This is a genomic window from Ponticoccus sp. (in: a-proteobacteria) (genome assembly GCF_048381735.1).
On sequence record NZ_JBLXGL010000013.1, the window covers coordinates 99,019 to 119,127 of the forward strand.

Below are 20,109 nucleotides of genomic sequence, written 5' to 3' on the forward strand. Positions count from 1 at the left end.
CGGGATATCCATGTTGGTTCCGTGACAGACCGAAAAAATGGGACGAAAATTATGACCGACGCCACAACCGGCACACTGACAGAGCAGATCGGTGCGCAACTGCCCTTCCTTCGGCGTTATGCCCGGGCATTGACCGGTTCCCAGACACGCGGCGATGGCTATGCGGCGGCCACGCTTGAAGCGATCCTGACAGACCCCTCTGCCTTTGATCGCAGCGCCCCCGCAAAAGTGTCTCTTTTCAAGGTCTTCCATACCATCTGGTCGACCTCCGGCGGCTCGATGGAGACCGAAGAGGATGGGCTGCGCGGGCAGGCCCAGAAGCATCTCGCCGGCCTCACCAGCGGCACCCGCGAGGCGCTGCTTCTGCACACCATCGAGGAAATCCCCATGGGCGATGTCGCCACGATCCTGGACCTCTCCGAGGACGAGGCCTCGAAGCTCGTGGATATCGCCTATGCCGAGATGGCGAAATCGCTGTCCGGCTCTGTCATGATCATCGAGGACGAGGCGATCATCGCGCTTGACCTCGAATCGACCGTCTCCGAAATGGGCCACCGCGTCACCGGCGTCGCCCGCACCGCGGATGGCGCGCGCGAATTGTTCGAGCGCGAGAAGCCCAACCTGATCCTCTCCGACATCCAGCTGGCCGACAACTCCAGCGGCATCGACGCGGTCAACGACATCCTGAAGGCCTCGCCCGATATCCCGGTGATCTTCATCACCGCCTTCCCCGAACGTCTGCTGACCGGCGAAGGGCCGGAACCCGCCTTCCTGATCCCCAAGCCCTACACGGTCGAGCAGGTGCGCTCGGCGGTCAGTCAGGCGATGTTCTTCTCGTCGACGGAAACCCTGCGGGTCTGAGACGTCGGCCCATGCAGACGAAAGGCCCGGGATCGCGCCCGGGCCTTTCGAGTCTAACGTGTCAGTCCAGAGCGTTCCGAGGCGCGGACAGGGCGGTACAGCTCGTGCCGACTGCGGCGGGATGGCGATCCCCCGTTCAGGTGCCGCGCCAGCAGCGACAGGAGGAAGAGCGCCCCGAAGATCAGGCACAGAACCTGGGCAACCGGCGCCGAAGCAGCGCCGAGGCCTGAAAAACCGAAGACACCGGTTACCACCGCAAGCGCCAGAAGAACGGATGGCCAGAAAGGCATCGTCGTCTCCTTTTCACTTGGTACTTGGTCATTCACTTGGGGAAAGAACGGCCATGCCCGGCCCGCCGTTCCCCATCCCGGCGCGAAGAATTTGTCGCAAAGGCAGGGAACCCGGAGCGCCATCGCGCGTTGCCGAGGTGAAGCATTCTCGAAGGAGAACCATCCGATGGCACTGAGCAAATCGAAAAGCAACGGGACCGACCGCCAGGCCGACTTCCAGGCGGTGAAGAAGCAGCTTCAGAACGCTGCGGCGGAAGCACAGGATGCCGTGCGCCACAGCGCCGCCGAGGCAGAAGAGCGGCTGCGCGACGCGACCCGCCAGGCGCAGGCGCTGGCCCGCGACACCTATGCCGAAGGATCCAACCGGGCGATGGCCCTGCGGGACGAGGTCGAAACCGGCATCCGTCGCCATCCCGGGCTGGCCATTGCCGGCGCCCTGGGTGGCGGTGTCCTGCTCGGGATGCTGCTCAGGCGCAGGCGCTGACGGCCCGCAACACATTCTCTCTCTGCGTGATCAAAGGCACTCTTCGCAGCAGATCAACTGGGCGGTCTCATTCGGGACCGCCTTTTTTATGGGCAATCGCAGCGGCATGGCCCGCGACACCCGCCGCCCTGCCCGGGAAACGGCCCCGGGTCAGCGCACCGTGAACGCGCGGAAGGCGAAGCTGGCCGTGCCGCCAGTGACCGCCACCTCTCCGACAAGGGTGCCGCCCATGACGCGCTCGATCACCGGGCGCAGCCACTGGCGCACATCCTGATCCTCTGGCCCGCAGGCAAAGCCCAGCCTGTGCGTGCCCTTCTCGTCCTCTTCCACGACCACCAGCCCGTATTGCGCCGCCGGAGAGGTCTGGAACCGGGTCTGCAGCGCGCTCAGCGTCACCTGCTGGAAGATCTCACTGGGCAGCGGCACCAGCCGCCCGCTGGGCGCCACGTCGTAGAACAGCGGCGTGCAGTCCGCAGGCACATCGGCGGCGACCGAAAGCTCCTCGCCCACCCCCAGCACCTCGGGATACAGCGACATCACCAGCGGCAGCGGTTTGGGCGCTGCCGCGGCGGTCGCCTTCAACACCCCGGACTGGCCGAGGATCAGCGCCATCGGCACGCCGAAGTTGATCCCCACACGGTCGTTGCCCGCATTGTGCAGGCCGATCACCTGCCGCGCCGAACTGTCGAAGATCGGCGAGCCGGAATTGCCGCCCAGCGTGTCGCAGGTGTGCCGCAGCCGGTTGCCCTCTGACGGCGGTCGCGCCGCCCGACAGCCCTCGCGGCTGATGCGTTGCGATTCCCCCTTGGGGTGGCCGATGATCCAGTAGGGCATGCCCTCCTTGGCCACCGCATCGGTCAGCGGCAGCACCGGGTAGCGCGACGCGGGATCGCCGCGCACCCGCAACACCGTGTAGTCAAGCTCTTGCGAGGTCTCGACCGGCGTCACGTCGACGTCGAAGCTTTCGGCTTCCTCGATCATCCCGGGATGGGTATAGCCCGCCATCCAGGTGACAGAGAGGATCTCTGTGGCCGTCACATCGGGATGCTCCAGCACGCCGGGGACGCAATGGTTGTTGGTCAGAAGATGCGTCTCGGAAACGAGGAAAGCGGTGCAGGGAAAGGTCCCGCCGTCGGTCTCGATCCGCAACAGGCCGACCCCCCGGCCCAGCTTCACGAAGTCCGCCTCGGCGGAATAGGTGCTGATCGGCTCGTTGTTGTAGCCCTCGATGGCCACCTCGTTGTCGATCCCCGCCTGCGGACCGGCAAGCCCCCCTGTCGCAAGCCCCCCGCAGGTGAGAGCAAGACAGGCAAGAGACGGCAAAAGGCGCATGACAATCCTCCGGGCGACAATCTATGGCCGGACCCTATCGCAGTTTGCGTTTTATTTGAATCGAAAGACGTGGCCTCGCCCGGCAATCGAACGGCACCTGTCGTTCCCTCCGGTCCGGATCGCGCGCAGGAGCGCAACAGCCCGCCCGGTCCGCGCAGGCAGGAAATCCCCCACTGGACCGCAACGGGGCACATGCGGCATGATGCCGACAGCATTTCCGGGAGCCTGCCATGCCCAAAGCCCTTTCGATCCTCGCCGCCCTCACCCTGCCCGCCGCCGCGCTTGCGCAGTCGACGGTGACACTGGACGACTTCTCGCTCGACGACCTGACCGACACAGCCCCGGCGCAAGCGGCGCCACAGGCAAAGCCGGACAGCGAAATGCGCGACTGCCTCATGGATCAGGCCAGTTGCGCCAGCGCCGAATTCGGCAATGCCGCGGATTTCACCCTGGACGATGTCTACAACCTCGGGGTCATCGACCGCTCGCAGCAGCAACGGATCGCCGCCGCCAACCCCGACCCGGCACCGCTGCCCTCGATCGACCTCGAAGTGCTCTTTGCCTACAACTCCGACGATCTGACACCACAGGCCATGGCCAAGCTCTCGACGCTGGCCACAGCGCTTGGCGACCCGCGCCTTGCGGGCAGCCAGCTGCTGTTCATCGGCCATACGGATGCGGTCGGCAGCGCCCCCTACAACACCGACCTCTCGCAACGCCGTGCACAGGCGGTGGCCAACTACGTGCAGGCGACCATGCAGCTGTCCTCCTCCCGGATCGAGGCGGTGGGCGTCGGCTTCTCGCGCCTCAAGAACACCATCGACCCGACCTCGGCGCAGAACCGCCGGGTGCAGCTGGTGCTCGTGCCCGGCGCCTGAGCCGCGCCACCGCACCGCGCAGCCCCCGGACCCGCCTTGCCCCGGAGCCTGCCGTCGCCTGCCCCGCATCGGACGGGCCCGCCCGCCGGGGGCCAGCGCAATCGCCGAGGGCCCCCCGCAGGGGGATACGGCTATTGCGCTTGCGCCCAAGGCCGGGTTCGTCACGAAAGGGCAAGGCGAGGGCAGGCTCCGGGGCTTTTGCCCGGGTGGGACCAGAGCTGCCTTTCCAACCCCGCCACCCCAAAGGGCCGGCGGGCGGGCGATGTGGCGCAGCCACGAGTCCCGCCCCGGCCCGCCGCGCGCAGCGCGCATAGACCGGGCAAGGGCTGCGGATCGGAACACCGCGCCATCCCCGCCATCGGCACCCCAAAATTTTACCAATTGATAAAATTTCGGACTGTGGCACTCTGATCCCACAAAAAAACAAACCGACAGGGAACCGCCATGCCCAGCCCACATTCGCCCGGCATCACCCCGGGGCGTCTCGACGCCGAAACGCTGACCCGCAATTTCTCCGATCTGCACGCGCCCTACGACGCGCATGAGGCCGCCGTCGCCGCCGACCGCTGCTACTTCTGCCACGACGCGCCCTGCGTGACCGCCTGCCCCACGGAGATCGACATCCCGCTCTTCATCCGGCAGATCTCCACCGGCCAGCCAGAGGCCGCGGCCCGCACGATCCTCGAACAGAACATCCTCGGCGGCATGTGCGCCCGGGTCTGCCCCACCGAAACGCTCTGCGAACAATCTTGCGTGCGCGAAACCGCCGAGGGCAAACCGGTCGAGATCGGCCGCCTGCAGCGCCATGCCACCGACAGCGTCATGGCGCGTCAGGACCACCCCTTCACCCGCGCCCCGGACACCGGCAAGCGCGTCGCCGTGGTCGGCGCCGGCCCCGCAGGGCTCGCCTGTGCCCACCGTCTGGCCATGAAAGGCCATGACGTCACCATCCTCGAGGCGCGGCCCAAGCCCGGCGGGCTCAACGAATACGGCATCGCCGCCTACAAGAGCACCGACGACTTCGCCGCGCGCGAGGCGGCCTGGCTGATGCAGATCGGCGGCATTTCCGTCGACTATGGCAAGACGCTGGGGCGCGACGTGACCCTGGGCCAGTTGCAGGCCGACTACGACGCCGTCTTCCTTGGCCTGGGCCTTGGCGACGTCAACCCGCTGGGGATCGAGGGCGCGGAGCGTGACGGCGTGCTCGACGCGGTGGCCTGGATCGCCGAGCTGCGGCAGGCCTCGGATCTTGGCGCCCTGCCCGTGGGCCGCAACGTCGTGGTGATCGGCGGCGGCATGACCGCCGTGGACGCCGCGGTGCAGGCCCGCCTGCTGGGCGCGGAAACCGTGACCATCGCCTACCGGCGCGGGCAGGACCGCATGGGCGCCAGCCGCTACGAGCAGGACCTCGCCACCTCGAAGGGCGTGCGCATCCTGACCAACGTGGCGCCGGTGGCCGTGCACGGCAATGGCGCGGCGACCCAGATCGAACTGGCCTATATGGCCGAGGGCGCCAAGGGTCTGGAGCCCACCGGCGAGACCCTTCGCCTGCCGGCAGATCAGGTCTTCCGCGCCATCGGTCAAAGCCTCGTCCCGCCCGAGGGTCTCGACCTCGACGGTCGCAAGATCAGGGTCGACGCGGCGGGCCGCACCTCGCTGCCCGGTGTCTGGGCCGGCGGCGACTGCACCCCGGGAGAGGATCTCACCGTGGTTGCCGTGGCCGAGGGCCGCGATGCCGCCGAGGACATCCATCGTGCCCTGGTGGCATAAATCCCTTGCCGCCCCCGCGCTTCCGGGCGCGGGCGACACGCGTCTGACCGAAAGGGGCCCTGCGGGGCGACCGGCGAGAGAAAAACCGGACCTCCGCGCACAAGCCCCTGTTTCGAAATGCCTACCCCTTTGGCGCTCCCGGATCGTTGCCGCTCGACTGCCCTGCCACAGGCGCGGGATCGACGGTGGCCCGGACTGCCCGATCATTCTTTCCCGCCTGCTAGCCGCAGCGCCCTCTTGAGAGGAGAAATACCATGGCCGACCTCACGACAGACTTCATCGGAATCACCTCGCCCAACCCCTTCTGGCTGGCCTCCGCGCCGCCGACCGACAAGGAATACAACGTCCGCCGCGCCTTCGAGGCGGGCTGGGGCGGCGTCGTCTGGAAGACGCTGGGCGCCGAAGGCCCGCCGGTCGTGAACGTCAACGGCCCGCGCTATGGCGTGATCCACGGCGCCGACCGCCGGGTGCTGGGGATCAACAACATAGAGCTGATCACCGACCGCCCGCTGGACACCAACCTCGAGGAAATGGCCCGCGTGAAGGCCGACTACCCGGATCGCGCGCTGATCGCCTCGATCATGGTGCCCTGCGAAGAGGCCGCTTGGAAGGCGATCCTGCCGCGCGTGATGGAAACCGGCGCCGACGGGATCGAGCTGAACTTCGGCTGCCCGCACGGCATGTCGGAACGCGGCATGGGCGCGGCGGTGGGACAGGTGCCGGAATACATCGAGATGGTCACCCGCTGGTGCAAGCAGTACTACGACCGCCCGGTGATCGTGAAGCTGACGCCCAATATCACCGACATCCGCAAACCCGCCGCGGCGGCGAAGAACGGTGGCGCCGATGCGGTCAGCCTGATCAATACGATCAACTCGATCACCTCGGTCGATCTGGACAATTTCGCCCCCGAACCGACCATCGACGGCAAGGGCAGCCACGGCGGCTACTGCGGCCCGGCGGTCAAGCCGATCGCGCTGTCCATGGTCTCGGAGATCGCCCGCGACGCCGCGACCCAGGGCCTGCCGATCAGCGGCATCGGCGGCGTCACCACATGGCGCGACGCGGCGGAATTCATGGTGCTGGGCTGCGGCAACGTGCAGGTCTGCACCGCCGCCATGACTTATGGCTTCAAGGTGGTCGAAGAGATGAAGCGCGGCCTGTCGCAATGGATGGACGAAAAGGGCTACACCCGGACCTCCGACTTCATCGGCAAGGCGGTGCCGAACGTCACCGACTGGCAGTACCTGAACCTCAACTACGTGACCAAGGCCCGCATCGACCAGGACGCCTGCATCAAGTGCGGGCGCTGCTATGCCGCCTGCGAGGACACCAGCCACCAGGCAATCTGGATGAAGGAAGGCCGGGTGTTCGAGGTCAACGACGCGGAATGCGTGGCCTGCAACCTGTGCATCGACGTCTGCCCGGTCGAGGACTGCATCACCATGGAGCGTCTGGCCCCCGGCGCCACCGACCCGCGCACCGGCCGCACCGTCGAGGCGGATTACGCCAACTGGACGACCCATCCGAACAACCCCATGGCCAAGGCGGCAGAGTAACGGCGCCGTCTCGCAAGAGTTCTCGACGAGAACTCTTGCCCGGTCAGGCTTTTCGGCGAAAAGCCTGACCCCGCGCGGATCAGACGTGCACCACGAGGTCCGAGGCCCGGCAGATGATCACGAACTGCCCGCCGCATTCGATCATGTGAAAGCCCGGTCCCGCCACCTCTGCCTTCAGCCGGTCGCGCCCGATCTCACGCTCCACGTCGCGGACGGCGCGGCGGACGATGCCGCCCCTGCGCGCCGCCTTGGCGTCGAAGATCTGCGCAAGCCAGCGTTCGTTTGCGGCGTGATGGGTCAGGCGGAGCGTCGGCATGAGCGCATTCTTGCCCCCACAGGGTTACGCTTCGGTTAACCTGCCCGGCCAAATACGCCAGACGCGCGGATCCTGCCGCGGCTTCCGGGCAAACCCGTCCCGCCATCGGCCCCGCGGCCTCAGGTCTTCAGCATCCGCCCGAAGAGCGTCTCGAGATGCCGCGCCGCGCCTTCGAAATCCTGTCCGCCCAGCACCGCCCGCACCTGCACATCGAAATCGGCATAGTGCTGGGTCTGCGCCCAGATCGAGAAGATCAGGTGACGGGCGTCGACCTCGGCCAGCCGCCCCTCGGCGACCCAGCCGTCGATCACCGCCGCTGTCTGGTCCACGAGATCGCGCAATTCGCCTTCAAGAAACGCCTGCATCTGCGGCGCGCCCTGGATGATCTCGTTTGCGAAAAGACGGCTTTCGCGCGGGAAATCGCGGGCCATTTCCAGCTTGCGCCGGACGTAGGCGAGGATCTCGTCCACCGGTTCGCCCTGGGGGTCGAGCGCCCGCAGCGGATCGAGCCAGGTTTCCAGAAGGCCGTGCAGCAGCGCGTCGTAGATCGCGTCCTTGGAGGCGAAGTAATACAGCAGGTTCGGCTTCGACAGCCCGGCCTCGGAGGCGATCCGGTCCAGCGTCGCGCCCCGGAACCCGGCCTCGGAGAAAATCGTCAGCCCGGCTTCGAGAATGGCCTCGCGCTTGCGGCGCTGAATCCGGGTCTGCGGGGGCTTGGGGGCTCCGTTTGCCGAAATATCCGCCATGTTCCGTCCCGATCCGCCCCGTAATCGTGCAGATGCCGCTTTGCGCGGCATGCCGCTTGACTGAATGCCGACCTCTGTTAGCGTTGTTTTGACCGATTGGTCAAATCGAAACAGGCCCGCGCAAGACGGGCCGGATATGACGGGGAAAGATATGGCGACTCAGGCAGCGAACCTGAAGATCGACGGCGACCGGCTGTGGGACAGCCTGATGGAGATGGCCAGGATCGGCCCCGGCGTGGCGGGCGGCAACAACCGCCAGACGCTGACCGACGAGGATGCCGAGGGCCGCGCGCTGTTCCGGCGCTGGTGCGAAGAGGCCGGGATGACCATGGGCCTCGACACCATGGGCAACATGTTCTTCACCCGCGCGGGCACCGACCCGGAGGCGCTGCCGGTCTACGTGGGATCCCATCTCGACACGCAGCCCACCGGCGGCAAATACGACGGCGTTCTGGGCGTGCTGGGCGGGCTGGAGCTGGTCCGCACGCTGAACGACACCGGCATCCGCACGAAGCACCCCATCGTCGTCACCAACTGGACCAACGAAGAGGGCACGCGCTTTGCCCCCGCCATGCTGGCCTCGGGCGTCTTCGCCGGTGTGCATACGCAGGACTGGGCCTATGCCCGGCAGGACGCGGCGGGCAAGAGTTTCGGCGCCGAACTCGACCGCATCGGCTGGAAGGGCGAGGAAGCGGTTGGCGCGCGCAAGATGCACGCCTTCTTCGAACTGCATATCGAACAGGGCCCCATCCTGGAGGCTGAGGGCAAGCAGATCGGCGTCGTCACCCATGGGCAGGGCCTGTCCTGGACCCAGGTCACCGTGACCGGCAAGGATGCGCATACCGGCTCGACCCCCATGCCGATGCGCCGCAACGCGGGCCTGGGGATGGCGCGCATCCTCGAGAAGGTCGACGAGATCGCCTGGAGCCACAAGCCCGACGCCGTGGGCGCCGCGGGGCACATCGACGTCTACCCCAATTCGCGCAACGTGATCCCCGGCAAGGTGGTCTTCACCGTCGACTTCCGCTCTCCCGAGCTGTCGGTGATCGAGGACATGGAGGCGCGGCTCAGGACCGAGGCGCAGGCGATCTGCGACGAGATGGGGCTGGAGGTGGCCTTTGAAAAGGTCGGCGGTTTCGACCCCGTGGCCTTCGACGAGACCTGCGTGGGCGCCGTGCGCGCGGCGGCGGAACGGCTGGGCTATGCGCATCGCGACATCATCTCGGGCGCGGGGCATGACGCCTGCTGGATCAACCAGGTCGCCCCCACCGCGATGATCATGTGCCCCTGCGTGGACGGCCTGTCGCACAACGAGGCGGAAGAGATCAGCAAGGACTGGGCGCGGGCCGGGGCCGACGTGCTGTTCCACGCGGTCGTCGAGACGGCACAGATCGTCGCATAGGGGGCGCTGCCCCCTGACCCTGCGGGCCCACCCCCGAGGGTATTTGGACCAAGAAGAAACACGGGATGGCGCGCGAGATGAGACTTCGGATTGCAGTGGTTGCCAGGCTGGCGCGGATGCCGGCCCCTGGCGCCCCGGCGCGGAAGCCCCGGGGCCTGGCGCTGCCCCTTTGGGTCGGCCCGAGAGCCTCCCGGCCGCCGAAGTCTTCGCCCGCGAGGATTTCCGTTTGCAAGACCGCCGGGACGGGCGGCACCATTTTCTGACATGCGTCGGCTGAAGACCGGCGGCCCCGGCGGGGCACAAACGACAGGAGAGACCCCATGACCACAGTGATCAAGAACGGCACCGTCGTCACCCATGACCGCAGCTACAAGGCCGATGTGCTGATCGAGGGCGGCCGGATCGTCGAGGTCGGCGAAGGCCTGGCGGGCGCTGAGACGCTGGACGCCACCGGCTGCTACGTCATGCCCGGCGGGATCGACCCGCATACGCATCTGGAGATGCCCTTCATGGGCACCTATTCCACCGACAATTTCGACTCTGGCACCCAGGCGGCGCTGGCGGGCGGCACCACCATGGTGATCGACTTCGCCCTGCCCTCGCCCGGTCAGGGCCTGCTGGACGCGCTTCAGATGTGGGACAACAAGTCGGGCCTCGCCCATTGCGACTATAGCTACCACATGGCCGTGACATGGTGGGGCGAGCAGGTCTTCGACGAGATCAAGACGGTGATCGAAGACCGTGGCATCACCACCTTCAAGCACTTCATGGCCTACAAGGGTGCGCTGATGGTGCAGGACGACGAGATGTATGCCTCGTTCCGCCGGATCGGCGAGCTGGGCGGCATCGCCATGGTCCATGCCGAGAACGGCGACGTGGTGGCCGACCTGCAGCAGCAGCTGCTGGCGGCGGGCAATACCGGCCCCGAGGCGCATGCCTATTCGCGCCCTCCCCAGGTCGAGGGCGAGGCCGCCAACCGCGCCATCATGATCGCCGACATGGCGGGCGTGCCCTTGTACATCGTCCACGTCTCCTGCGAAGAGGCGCATGAGGCCATCCGCCGCGCCCGCCAGCAGGGCAAGCGCGTCTGGGGCGAGCCGCTGATCCAGCATCTGACGCTGGACGACAGCGAATACGCCCATCCCGACTGGGACCACGCGGCGCGGCGCGTCATGTCGCCGCCCTTCCGCAACAAGAAGCATCAGGACAGCCTCTGGGCGGGCCTGCAGGCGGGGTCCCTGTCGGTCGTGGCCACCGACCATTGTGCCTTCACCACCGAGCAGAAGCGCTATGGTCTCGGCGATTTCACCAAGATCCCCAATGGCACCGGCGGTCTGGAAGACCGGCTGCCGATGCTCTGGACCCATGGCGTCGGAACCGGTCGCCTGACGCCCGAGGAATTCGTCGCCATGACCTCGACCAATATCGCCAAGATCCTCAACTGCTACCCCCGCAAGGGCGCGATCCTGCCCGGCGCCGATGCCGATATCGTGGTCTGGGACCCCGAGAAGGAAAAGACCATCACCGCCGGCACGCAGGTTTCTGCCATCGATTACAACGTCTTCGAGGGCCACAAGGTCAAGGGCCTGCCGCGCTTCACCCTGACCCGCGGCCATGTCGCCGTCTACGACGGAGAGCTGCGGTCGCGCGCGGGCCACGGCGAATTCGTCAAGCGGACCGGCAATACGCCCACCAACAGGGCGCTGTCGAAGTGGAAAGCCCTGACCGCGCCGCGCCCGGTGGAACGCTCGGGCATTCCGGCCAGCGGCGTGTGATGTCGGGCACCGCTCATGGAAACGGCGCACAGGCATGGCCCCAGCGCCCGGGGCCTGCCCGCGCCGCTGCAGGTCCGTACCGGGCTGGGATCGCGCCGCCTTTCCGGCCCGGCGACCCGCAGCGCGCCGCAGGGGCAGGCCGTTCATGACCGCCCCCGCGCTCTCCGGCGTGCTCGAAGCCGCGCTTTACGTCGACGACCTCGACAAGGCCGAAGCCTTCTACGCCGGTCTCCTCGGGCTGGAGCGCATCCTGCGCGTCGATGGCCGCCACGTCTTCTTTCGCGCGGGCGAGACCGTCGTCCTGTGCTTCGTCGCAAGCGCAACGCGGCAGCCACCCGCCGAAGGCGCCCTGCCCGTCCCGCCGCATGGCGCGTCAGGCCCCGGGCACCTGTGCTTTGCCGCCGCCTCCCTCGACAGGCTGCGCGACCACCTGACCGCAAACCACATCGCCATCGAGGCGGATTTTCACTGGCCGCACGGCCCGCGCTCGATCTACGTGCGCGACCCGGCGGGCAACTCGGTGGAATTCGCCGATCCCGCGCTCTGGGCAAAGCCATGACCCCTGCCGACGCCCGACCGCCCCCCCAAGGATCCAAGATCAAAAAGACGCCATGACCCAGACCCAAGCCAGCCCCGACCAACCGGTCATCCGCGCCAGCCACCTCGACCTGACCTTTCACACGGCGGACGGTCCGGTGCATGCGCTGAAGGATGTCTCGCTCGACGTGCCGCCGGGCGCCTTCGTCTCCTTCATCGGGCCCTCGGGCTGCGGCAAAACCACCTTCCTGCGCTGCATCGCGGCGCTGGAGACACCGACCGGAGGCAGCCTCACCGTCAACGGCATGACGGCGGATGAGGCCCGCCGCGCCCGCGCCTACGGCTACGTCTTCCAGGCGGCGGGGCTTTACCCCTGGCGCACCATCGGCGGCAACATCCGCCTGCCGCTGGAGATCATGGGCTTTTCCAGGGCCGAACAGGCGGAACGCACCGCCCGCGTCCTCGACCTGGTAGAGCTCTCCGGCTTCGAGAAGAAATTCCCCTGGCAGCTCTCGGGCGGCATGCAGCAGCGCGCCTCGATCGCCCGCGCGCTGGCCTTCGACGCCGACCTGCTGCTGATGGACGAACCCTTCGGCGCACTGGACGAGATCGTCCGCGACCGGCTGAACGAGGAACTGCTCAGGCTCTGGGACAAGACCGGCAAGACCATCGCCTTTGTCACCCATTCGATCCCCGAGGCGGTCTACCTCTCGACCCATATCGTCGTCATGTCCCCGCGCCCGGGCCGCATCACCGACGTCATCGAAAGCCCCCTGCCGCGCGACCGCCCGCTCGACATCCGCGACACGCCGGAGTTCATCGAGATCGCCCACCGCGTCCGCGAAGGCCTGCGCGCGGGGTATCAGGAATGAGCGCCCCAGCCCCCCTTTGCCAGGCCATCCGCCCCGCATCCGGCCTCCGCGCCTCCGGGCGCGCCGGGTTCTTCCCCGCCGCCCGGGCCGCCTCCGCCCCCCTGCACCGGGCGGACTGGCCGGAGGTCGGAACCCGATCCGGCACGCGCGATAATGTGACCGGCGGGGCCGACCGCCCCGATCCCAACCGCAGCGGCGGCGCGGCTCAGGGCAGGCCGGCGGACGGCAGGATCCCCGCACCGCTCCCGCGCCAAGACGCGACCCGGACCGCTCCGGCAGGCAGGCCCGCGTCTCTTCTGCGCCAAAACACCGAAGCGCCCCGCGCACCCCGCCGCCGGGGTCTCACCTCGCCTGGCTTCTTCTTGGCCCAAATACCTCCTGCACCACTGCCACATACGCCCCGTCCGAAAGGTCGCGCCGCATGACCCCGATCCGCCCCGCCACGCGCGCCGACATCCCCGCCTGCGCCCGCCTCGTCCACGACTGGGAACGGGCCACGGGCTATATCCACGACACGCCCGATCCTGAAACCCTGACCGGCTATATCCTCGAGGCCTTTCCCGCGCGCGAGATCCTTGTCTGTGGCGATCCCGTCTCCGGTTATCTCTCCATCGACCCGGCCGAGGCCAAGCTCGGCGCGCTCTACCTGGCCGAACCCGGAAAGGGCACCGGCACGCGCCTGATGGACCGCGCCAAGGACGGGCGGGACCAGCTCTGGCTGACGGTCTATGTCCCGAACATCCGGGCCATAGGCTTCTACGAGCGCGAAGGCTTCACCACCACCGCCAAGCTTCCGCCCGACCGCGCGGGCGCCCCGGCCATGCTCAGGATGGAGTGGCAGCGATGACCCGCCCCCCGACGCTCCCCGGAACCCTGCCCGCCGCCACGCGCCGCCGCAGGCCCCTCGCCGCCGGGGCACCGACCCGCGGCAAGATCCGCCCCGCAGCGCGCGCCACATGCCGCCGCGCTGCCATCACCGCCATCCCCCTCTGGGCACCGGGCCGCAGCCCTGCGGCTCCCGTAGGGGTGACCGCCTCGCCCCGGCGCCTGCATGCCGGCGCCGCCCCGGGCTGCCCGGGCCATGTCGCCCTCTCCCCCACACCGCAACGGGAGGCCCGGACATGACCCGCGCCCTGCCGATCCTCACCATGATCGCCGCCGTGCTGGCGCTCTGGTACGCGGCCGCCGTGCCGATGAACGTGCAGGAGGTGCTGACCCGCGCCGAGCGCGCCGGGGCAGAGGTCTCTCCGCCCACGGCCGTCGAGCGCCGGGACCAGGGCAGCTGGTCGCTGGTGCTGCAAAACACCGGCCTCCTCGGCGAAAGCTGGAGCCTCGACCGGCCCCGCCTGCCCGCCCCGCATCAGGTGGTGGCGGAACTCTATACCTCGACCATCGACGAAGAGCTGAACGGACGGCGCGGGCTGGTGAACTCCGGCAGCCTGTCGAACCGCTCGCTGATCTACCACGGGCTGGTGACGCTGAACGCGACGCTGCTGGGCTTCCTGATCGGCACCGGGCTGGGCGTGCTGCTGGCCATCGGCATCGTGCACAGCCGGGTGATGGACATGAGCGTGATGCCCTGGGCCATCGTCAGCCAGACCGTGCCCATCGTGGCGCTGGCGCCGATGATCATCGTGGTGCTCTACTCGATCGGCGTGCAGGGGGTGATCCCCAAGGCGGTGATCTCGGCCTACCTGTCCTTCTTCCCGGTGGTCGTGGGCATGGTGAAGGGGCTGCGCAGCCCCGACGCCATGCAGATGGACCTGATGCACACCTACAACGCCAGCAAGGCCACGGTGCTGCGCAAGCTGCGGCTGCCCGCCTCGGTGCCCTATCTCTTCGCCTCGCTCAAGATCGCCATCGCCGCCAGCCTCGTCGGCGCCATCGTCGGAGAGCTTCCGGTCCAGAAAGGCGGCCTCGGCGCGCGCATGCTGGCGGGCAGCTACTATGGCCAGACCGCGCAGATCTGGGCCGCGCTCTTCATGGCCGCAGCCCTTGCCGCGCTGCTGGTCTGGGCCATCGGTGCCGCCGAGCGCAGCACCCTGAAACGCATGGGGATGAGCCAATGACCGCCGCAAACCCGTTTTCCGCACCGGAAAACGCGAAATCCGCCGCGGATTTCGCCACCCCCCGCAGCAACCCGTTTTCCGGCCCGGAAAACGGCGCGGATTTCGTCCCGAAATCCGCCCCCCACCGGGAAAGGCCCGCGCCATGATGCTGGTTCTTGCCGCCCTCGCGCTCTGGGCCGCGGGTCTCGCGCTCAACCTGCGGCTCGCCACCGGCCCCGCCCGCGACCGCGCCACCACCCGCCTGCTGGTGCCCCTGATCTTCGGCGCCACCCTCATCGGCATGTGGGAGCTGACGGTGCGCGGCCTCGGCGTGCCCCGGGTGATCCTGCCGCCGCCCAGCCAGATCGCCCAGACCTTTGCCGCCAACCTGCCGCTGCTCTGGAGCGACTTCACCCAGACCATCCTCAAGGGCGCGCTTTCGGGTTACCTCATCGGCTGCTCCGCCGCCTTCGTCACCGCGCTGGTGATCGACCGCAGCCCCTTCCTGCGCGCGGGCCTGATGCCGCTGGGCAACTTCATGGCGGCGCTGCCCATCGTCGGCACCGCGCCGATCCTCGTCATGTGGTTCGGCTTCGGCTGGCAATCCAAGGCGGCGGTCGTGGTGCTGATGGTCTTCTTCCCGATGCTGGTGAACTGCGTCGCGGGGCTGACGGACACCACGGCGATGCAGCGCGACCTGATGCGCACCTATGCCGCCTCCTGGGGCCAGACGCTGCTGAAGCTGCGCCTGCCCGCCGCGCTGCCCTTCATCTTCAACGGGCTCAAGATCTGCACCACCCTGGCCCTGATCGGCGCCATCGTCGCGGAATTCTTCGGCTCTCCGACGCTGGGTCTGGGCTTCCGCATCTCCACCAGCATCGGGCAGCTCGATCTCGGCATGGTCTGGGCCGCCATCCTCGTCGCGGCCATCGCCGGCACGCTGACCTACGGGCTTGCGGCGCTGGTCGAGAAGCGCATGACTTTCTGGCACCCCTCGCAGAGGGGCAGCCGATAACGGGCCCGGGCAAACGGGCCACGACCACCAAGGAGGTACTGCCAATGAAACAGACATGGATCGCCGCCACCGCGGCCCTCGGCCTTGCCAGCCCGGCGCTGGCCGCCGACGCGGTCACGCTGCAGCTGAAATGGGTCACGCAGGCCCAGTTCGCGGGCTACTACGTAGCGCTGGAAAAGGGTTTCTACGAAGAGGCCGGCCTTGAAGTGACCATCCTGCCCGGCGGCCCCGACATCGCGCCGACGCAGGTGATCGCCGGCGGCGGCGCCGACGTGATCGTCGAGTGGATGCCCGCCGCGCTGGCGGTGCGCGAGAACGGGTTGCCGCTGGTCAATATCGCCCAGCCCTTCAAGGCCTCGGGCATGATGCTGACCTGCTGGAAGGACGTGGGCATCGAAAGCCCCGAGGATCTCGACAACCGCACGCTGGGGGTCTGGTTCTTCGGCAACGAATACCCCTTCCTGTCGTGGATGTCGGCGCTTGGCATCGCCACCGACGGCAAGGCCGAGGGCTCGGTCGAGGTGCTCAAGCAAGGCTTCAACGTCGACCCGCTGCTGCAGCGGCAGGCCGATTGCATCTCGACCATGACCTACAACGAGTTCGGCCAGGTGCTCGACGCGGGTGTGACCGAGGACGAGCTGATCACCTTCAAGTACCAGGACCAGGGCGTCGCCACCATGGAGGACGGCCTCTACGTGCTCGAAGAGAACCTCTCGGACGAGGCCTTCGTCGACAAGATGGCGCGCTTCGTCGATGCCTCGATGCAGGGCTGGAAATGGGCCGAGGAGAACACCGAAGAGGCGGCGATGATCGTGCTCGACTACGACGAGACCGGCGCCCAGACCGAGGCGCACCAAATCCGCATGATGGGCGAGGTCGCCAAGCTGACCGCGGGCTCCAACGGCGCGCTGGACCCCGCCGATTACGAGCGCACGGTCGAGACGCTGCTGGCGGGCGGCTCCGACCCGGTGATCACCAAACAGCCCGAGGGCGCATGGACCCACGTGGTCTCTGACAAGGCGCTGGACTGAGCCGCGACGGCTTCGGTCCCTGACGCGCCCGGCCCGCGCGAGGGCCAGGCCCTCCGCGCGGCCTGACCGGGAAACGACACCCCTGCGGGACACCGCGGGGGTGTTTGCCCCTGCGGCGGCGGCCAGAAGAGCCGCCTCTCCGACCGGCCCGGCGCGCCCTCTCCTTGCCCTGCCGCTGTCGCGCGCGCTACACAAGCCCCGACCCGCCGCGCGCCCACAGGCGCATCGCCACCGAAGGAACAGCCGCCATGATCCTCGTCTTCGGCAAGACCGGCCAGGTGGCCACCGAACTCGGTCGCCTGGGCGGCGTCACCCTGCTGGGGCGCGACCGGGCCGACCTGTCGGACCCGCAGGCCTGCGCGACGGCCATACACCACGCCCGCCCGCGCGCGGTCATCAACGCCGCCGCCTATACCGCCGTCGACCGGGCCGAAGAGGAGGAACCCCTCGCCACCCGGATCAATGCAGAGGCCCCCGGCGCCATGGCCCGGGCCTGCGCCGCGCTGGACATCCCGCTGGTGCATGTCTCGACCGATTACGTCTTCGACGGCAGCGGCGACGGCCCGCGCGACCCCGGGGCCCCCACCGGACCGCTCAACGCCTACGGCCGTTCCAAGCTGGCCGGAGAGCAGGCGATCCGCGACAGCCATGCGGCCCATGCCATCCTGCGCACCTCATGGGTCTTCTCCGCCCATGGGGCCAATTTCGTGAAGACCATGCTGCGCCTCGGCGCCAGCCGCGACAGCTTGAGCGTGGTGGCCGACCAGATCGGCGGGCCGACCCCCGCCGCCGCCATCGCGGGCGCCTGCCTGAGCATGGCCGGGCAGCTGGCAGAGGGCAAAGGCACCCCCGGCACCTACCACCTCTCAGGCGGTCCGGACACAAGCTGGGCCGGTTTCGCGCGCGAGATCATGGCGCAGGCCGGGCTGCCCTGCCGCATCACCGACATCCCCACATCCGACTTCCCGACCCCGGCAGAACGGCCCTTCAACTCGCGCCTCGACTGCAGGTCACTGGCAGACCGCTTCGGCATCGCCCGCCCCGACTGGCGCAGGCATCTGTCCGAGGTCCTCGCCGAATTGCACGCCGACTGACATCCGCACCGGACCGCGCCGTCCCGTCCCCGGCGGCCGTCCTGCACAGCCGCATGCCGGCACGGCGCAGGCCTCCCCTGGCCCTCACCCGTCCTTCTTCTGTCCGGAAAATATCCCGGGGTCCGGGGCAGAGCCCCGGTTCCGACACCGCCCCATCGGACCGCCGCCGGCGTTCTGCCCAATTCATGGGCAGCCCCCACCCCTCACCCACCATAAAGCCGCCATCCCGGCCCGGCCATTCGCCGCCCGGGCCTTTACCCGCCGCCAGAGCCGTATACCCTTTGAGCCATGACCCAGCCGGACGCCAAGCCAGCACCCGCCCCCGCTGCCCTCGACAGCCGTCTCAGGGCGCTTCTGATGCGCCTCTACCCGGATCGGGATAGCGACGCGCTGACCGCTGAGGTGCTGAACGCCTTCTGGCCCGACCGCACCTGGCGGCGCCGCACGCGCAGGCCGGGCAATGCGCTCTGGTCTCAGAAGGACGCGGTGCTGATCACCTATGGCGACAGCCTGATCGACGGCGTCTACAAGCCGCTCGACCTGCTGCGCGACTTCCTGAACAGCCACATGAAGGGCACCGTGAACGGGGTGCATATCCTGCCCTTCTTCCCCTTCACCTCGGACGACGGCTTTGCGGTGACCGACTACCGCAAGGTGAACCCGGCGCTTGGCGACTGGCCCGACATCCAGCGCATCGGCGAGGATTTCAACCTGATGTCCGACCTCGTGCTGAACCACGTCAGCAGCCAGGGCACATGGTTCAACGCCTACCGGCAGGGACAGGAACCCTACGACAGGTTCTTCTTCGAGGCCTCCCCGGACGACGACCTGTCCATGGTCGTCCGCCCGCGCACCACGCCGCTGCTGCAAGAGGTCGAGACGGCGAAGGGGATCAAACACGTCTGGTGCACCTTCAGCCACGATCAGGTCGACCTCGACTTCCGCAACCCCGAGGTGCTGCTGGAGATCCTGCGCATCATCCGCCTGCATGTCGACATGGGGGTCAAGATCATCCGTCTGGACGCCGTGGCCTTCGTCTGGAAGGAGCCGGGCACGCCCTCGATCCACCTGCCCAAGACCCATGCCATCGTGCAGCTACTGCGCGTGCTCGCGGATTTCGCCAGCGAAAGCGTGATCCTGCTGACAGAGACCAACGTCCCCAAGGCCGAGAACCTGTCCTACTTCGGCCAGCTGAACGAGGCGCATTGGATCTACAACTTCCCCCTGCCGCCGCTGATCCTGCACGCCATGCTTTCGGGCAACGCGGTCTCACTGTCCAAGTGGCAGCGCGCCATGCCGCCCGCGCCGCAGGGCTGCGCCTACCTGAACTTCTCCGCCAGCCACGACGGCATCGGCATGCGCCCCGCCGAGGGCCTGCTGCCGGACGAGGAAATCGCCCGCATGATCCGCACCGTGCAATCGGGCGGCGGGCTTGCCTCGATGCGCGCGCTGCCCGATGGTGGCACCGCCGTCTACGAGCTGAACGCCACCTATTTCTCGGCGGTGAGGAAGACCTACAGGGGCGAGGACGGGATGCAGGTGCCGCGCTTCCTCTGCTCGCAGACCGTCGTGATGTCGCTGGAAGGGGTGCCCGCCTTCTACATTCACGCCATGCTGGGCACGCCCAACGATCTCGAGGGCGTGGACCGGCGCGGCATGAACCGCGCGATCAACCGCCACCGCTGGGACTACCCCGCATTGCGCAGGCTGCTGGAGGACCCCGAAAGCGATCAGAGCCGCGTGCTGACGGCACTGTCCGACCGGCTGAAGATGCGCGCCAAGCAGCCCGCCTTTCACCCCAATGCCACCAACTTCACCCTGACGGTCGACGACCGCGTCTTCTGCGTCTGGCGCCAGTCCATCGACCGCAGCCAGTCGATCTTTGCCCTGCACAACGTCAGCGCCGAGACGGTCGAGCTGCCCCCCGGCGCGCTGAACCTGATCGCGGACGAGACATGGACCGACCTGCTGTCGGGCGAGACCCTGCACCCCGAAGAGGACGGCGTGACTCTGGCGCCCTACCAGTGCCGCTGGATCAGCAACCGCTGACCCGGGGGGCCGCAGAGGGCAAAAGGCTATGCGGATTCAGCGAACCATGG

The 20,109-nt window shown here is 68.1% G+C and carries 19 protein-coding genes; 15 read left to right on the top strand and 4 right to left on the bottom strand.

What is annotated here, in order from left to right; all coding sequences use genetic code 11:
• Window positions 1-51: 51 nt before the first annotated feature.
• Window positions 52-861: a response regulator gene (locus ACN5KJ_RS18550; protein ID WP_347166962.1), complete on the top strand. Its 810-nt coding sequence runs from the start codon at window positions 52-54 to the stop codon at window positions 859-861.
• 53 nt (window positions 862-914) lie between these two features.
• Here ACN5KJ_RS18550 and ACN5KJ_RS18555 read toward each other — a convergent pair whose 3' ends face one another.
• Window positions 915-1,151, bottom strand: a complete 237-nt coding sequence (locus ACN5KJ_RS18555) for a DUF1328 domain-containing protein (protein ID WP_418595444.1) — start codon at window positions 1,149-1,151, stop codon at window positions 915-917.
• Between the two features lie 166 nt (window positions 1,152-1,317).
• On the opposite strand from ACN5KJ_RS18555, the gene ACN5KJ_RS18560 reads away from it, so the two are divergent.
• A complete protein-coding gene (locus ACN5KJ_RS18560) occupies window positions 1,318-1,635 on the top strand; it encodes a hypothetical protein (protein ID WP_418595446.1) in 318 nt (105 codons plus the stop codon).
• Between the two features lie 150 nt (window positions 1,636-1,785).
• On the opposite strand, the gene ACN5KJ_RS18565 is transcribed toward ACN5KJ_RS18560, so the two are convergent.
• Window positions 1,786-2,967 (bottom strand): trypsin-like serine peptidase, encoded by a 1,182-nt coding sequence (locus ACN5KJ_RS18565; RefSeq protein WP_418595448.1) that lies wholly within the window; start codon window positions 2,965-2,967, stop codon window positions 1,786-1,788.
• A 230-nt stretch (window positions 2,968-3,197) separates the two neighbouring features.
• Between ACN5KJ_RS18565 and ACN5KJ_RS18570 the strand changes: the two genes are divergently transcribed.
• The 3 genes from ACN5KJ_RS18570 to preA all read left to right on the top strand — a co-directional run bounded on the left by ACN5KJ_RS18570 (window position 3,198) and on the right by preA (window position 7,174).
• Window positions 3,198-3,845, top strand: a complete 648-nt coding sequence (locus ACN5KJ_RS18570) for an OmpA family protein (RefSeq protein WP_418595450.1) — start codon at window positions 3,198-3,200, stop codon at window positions 3,843-3,845.
• A 444-nt stretch (window positions 3,846-4,289) separates the two neighbouring features.
• Window positions 4,290-5,615, top strand: coding sequence for an NAD(P)-dependent oxidoreductase (locus ACN5KJ_RS18575; RefSeq protein WP_418595451.1), 1,326 nt, complete (start codon window positions 4,290-4,292; stop codon window positions 5,613-5,615).
• A gap of 254 nt (window positions 5,616-5,869) precedes the next feature.
• A complete protein-coding gene (preA, locus tag ACN5KJ_RS18580; protein WP_206564038.1) occupies window positions 5,870-7,174 on the top strand; it encodes an NAD-dependent dihydropyrimidine dehydrogenase subunit PreA in 1,305 nt (434 codons plus the stop codon).
• 79 nt (window positions 7,175-7,253) lie between these two features.
• On the opposite strand, the gene ACN5KJ_RS18585 is transcribed toward preA, so the two are convergent.
• Both ACN5KJ_RS18585 and ACN5KJ_RS18590 read right to left on the bottom strand, forming a co-directional pair.
• Window positions 7,254-7,490, bottom strand: coding sequence for a hypothetical protein (locus ACN5KJ_RS18585; RefSeq protein ID WP_418595453.1), 237 nt, complete (start codon window positions 7,488-7,490; stop codon window positions 7,254-7,256).
• A gap of 119 nt (window positions 7,491-7,609) precedes the next feature.
• Window positions 7,610-8,236: a TetR family transcriptional regulator C-terminal domain-containing protein gene (locus ACN5KJ_RS18590; protein ID WP_418595455.1), complete on the bottom strand. Its 627-nt coding sequence runs from the start codon at window positions 8,234-8,236 to the stop codon at window positions 7,610-7,612.
• A gap of 151 nt (window positions 8,237-8,387) precedes the next feature.
• On the opposite strand from ACN5KJ_RS18590, the gene ACN5KJ_RS18595 reads away from it, so the two are divergent.
• The 10 genes from ACN5KJ_RS18595 (at window position 8,388) to ACN5KJ_RS18640 (ending at window position 20,059) form a co-directional block, all read left to right on the top strand.
• Window positions 8,388-9,638, top strand: coding sequence for a Zn-dependent hydrolase (locus ACN5KJ_RS18595; protein WP_418595457.1), 1,251 nt, complete (start codon window positions 8,388-8,390; stop codon window positions 9,636-9,638).
• A 320-nt stretch (window positions 9,639-9,958) separates the two neighbouring features.
• On the top strand, window positions 9,959-11,413 hold the full coding sequence (gene hydA, locus ACN5KJ_RS18600; RefSeq protein WP_418595459.1) for a dihydropyrimidinase: 1,455 nt from the start codon (window positions 9,959-9,961) through the stop codon (window positions 11,411-11,413).
• 145 nt (window positions 11,414-11,558) lie between these two features.
• Entirely contained in the window at window positions 11,559-11,972 is a 414-nt protein-coding gene (locus tag ACN5KJ_RS18605; protein ID WP_418595461.1) for a VOC family protein, read from the top strand.
• A 52-nt stretch (window positions 11,973-12,024) separates the two neighbouring features.
• Window positions 12,025-12,822, top strand: a complete 798-nt coding sequence (locus tag ACN5KJ_RS18610; RefSeq protein WP_418595463.1) for an ABC transporter ATP-binding protein — start codon at window positions 12,025-12,027, stop codon at window positions 12,820-12,822.
• Window positions 12,823-13,243: 421 nt separating this feature from the next.
• Window positions 13,244-13,669 (top strand): N-acetyltransferase family protein, encoded by a 426-nt coding sequence (locus ACN5KJ_RS18615; RefSeq protein ID WP_418595465.1) that lies wholly within the window; start codon window positions 13,244-13,246, stop codon window positions 13,667-13,669.
• Window positions 13,670-13,943: 274 nt separating this feature from the next.
• On the top strand, window positions 13,944-14,891 hold the full coding sequence (locus ACN5KJ_RS18620; protein WP_418595466.1) for an ABC transporter permease: 948 nt from the start codon (window positions 13,944-13,946) through the stop codon (window positions 14,889-14,891).
• Window positions 14,892-15,033: 142 nt separating this feature from the next.
• A complete protein-coding gene (locus ACN5KJ_RS18625) occupies window positions 15,034-15,885 on the top strand; it encodes an ABC transporter permease (protein ID WP_418595468.1) in 852 nt (283 codons plus the stop codon).
• Window positions 15,886-15,929: 44 nt separating this feature from the next.
• Window positions 15,930-16,916, top strand: a complete 987-nt coding sequence (locus ACN5KJ_RS18630; RefSeq protein ID WP_418595470.1) for an ABC transporter substrate-binding protein — start codon at window positions 15,930-15,932, stop codon at window positions 16,914-16,916.
• A gap of 248 nt (window positions 16,917-17,164) precedes the next feature.
• The gene (rfbD, locus tag ACN5KJ_RS18635) at window positions 17,165-18,010 is read left to right on the top strand and encodes a dTDP-4-dehydrorhamnose reductase (protein WP_418595472.1); all 846 of its coding nucleotides are present in this window, start codon (window positions 17,165-17,167) and stop codon (window positions 18,008-18,010) included.
• 288 nt (window positions 18,011-18,298) lie between these two features.
• Window positions 18,299-20,059 carry an alpha-amylase family glycosyl hydrolase gene (locus ACN5KJ_RS18640; RefSeq protein ID WP_418595474.1) on the top strand — a complete coding sequence of 587 codons (1,761 nt, stop codon included), beginning with the start codon at window positions 18,299-18,301 and terminating at the stop codon, window positions 20,057-20,059.
• Window positions 20,060-20,109 lie beyond the last annotated feature (50 nt).

Coding starts and splice junctions, on each gene's coding strand:
- ACN5KJ_RS18550 (WP_347166962.1), top strand. CDS start 52: ATGACCGACGCCACAACCGGCACACTGACAGAGCAGATCGGTGCGCAA.
- ACN5KJ_RS18555 (WP_418595444.1), bottom strand. CDS start 1,151: ATGCCTTTCTGGCCATCCGTTCTTCTGGCGCTTGCGGTGGTAACCGGT.
- ACN5KJ_RS18560 (WP_418595446.1), top strand. CDS start 1,318: ATGGCACTGAGCAAATCGAAAAGCAACGGGACCGACCGCCAGGCCGAC.
- ACN5KJ_RS18565 (WP_418595448.1), bottom strand. CDS start 2,967: ATGCGCCTTTTGCCGTCTCTTGCCTGTCTTGCTCTCACCTGCGGGGGG.
- ACN5KJ_RS18570 (WP_418595450.1), top strand. CDS start 3,198: ATGCCCAAAGCCCTTTCGATCCTCGCCGCCCTCACCCTGCCCGCCGCC.
- ACN5KJ_RS18575 (WP_418595451.1), top strand. CDS start 4,290: ATGCCCAGCCCACATTCGCCCGGCATCACCCCGGGGCGTCTCGACGCC.
- preA (WP_206564038.1), top strand. CDS start 5,870: ATGGCCGACCTCACGACAGACTTCATCGGAATCACCTCGCCCAACCCC.
- ACN5KJ_RS18585 (WP_418595453.1), bottom strand. CDS start 7,490: ATGCCGACGCTCCGCCTGACCCATCACGCCGCAAACGAACGCTGGCTT.
- ACN5KJ_RS18590 (WP_418595455.1), bottom strand. CDS start 8,236: ATGGCGGATATTTCGGCAAACGGAGCCCCCAAGCCCCCGCAGACCCGG.
- ACN5KJ_RS18595 (WP_418595457.1), top strand. CDS start 8,388: ATGGCGACTCAGGCAGCGAACCTGAAGATCGACGGCGACCGGCTGTGG.
- hydA (WP_418595459.1), top strand. CDS start 9,959: ATGACCACAGTGATCAAGAACGGCACCGTCGTCACCCATGACCGCAGC.
- ACN5KJ_RS18605 (WP_418595461.1), top strand. CDS start 11,559: ATGACCGCCCCCGCGCTCTCCGGCGTGCTCGAAGCCGCGCTTTACGTC.
- ACN5KJ_RS18610 (WP_418595463.1), top strand. CDS start 12,025: ATGACCCAGACCCAAGCCAGCCCCGACCAACCGGTCATCCGCGCCAGC.
- ACN5KJ_RS18615 (WP_418595465.1), top strand. CDS start 13,244: ATGACCCCGATCCGCCCCGCCACGCGCGCCGACATCCCCGCCTGCGCC.
- ACN5KJ_RS18620 (WP_418595466.1), top strand. CDS start 13,944: ATGACCCGCGCCCTGCCGATCCTCACCATGATCGCCGCCGTGCTGGCG.
- ACN5KJ_RS18625 (WP_418595468.1), top strand. CDS start 15,034: ATGATGCTGGTTCTTGCCGCCCTCGCGCTCTGGGCCGCGGGTCTCGCG.
- ACN5KJ_RS18630 (WP_418595470.1), top strand. CDS start 15,930: ATGAAACAGACATGGATCGCCGCCACCGCGGCCCTCGGCCTTGCCAGC.
- rfbD (WP_418595472.1), top strand. CDS start 17,165: ATGATCCTCGTCTTCGGCAAGACCGGCCAGGTGGCCACCGAACTCGGT.
- ACN5KJ_RS18640 (WP_418595474.1), top strand. CDS start 18,299: ATGACCCAGCCGGACGCCAAGCCAGCACCCGCCCCCGCTGCCCTCGAC.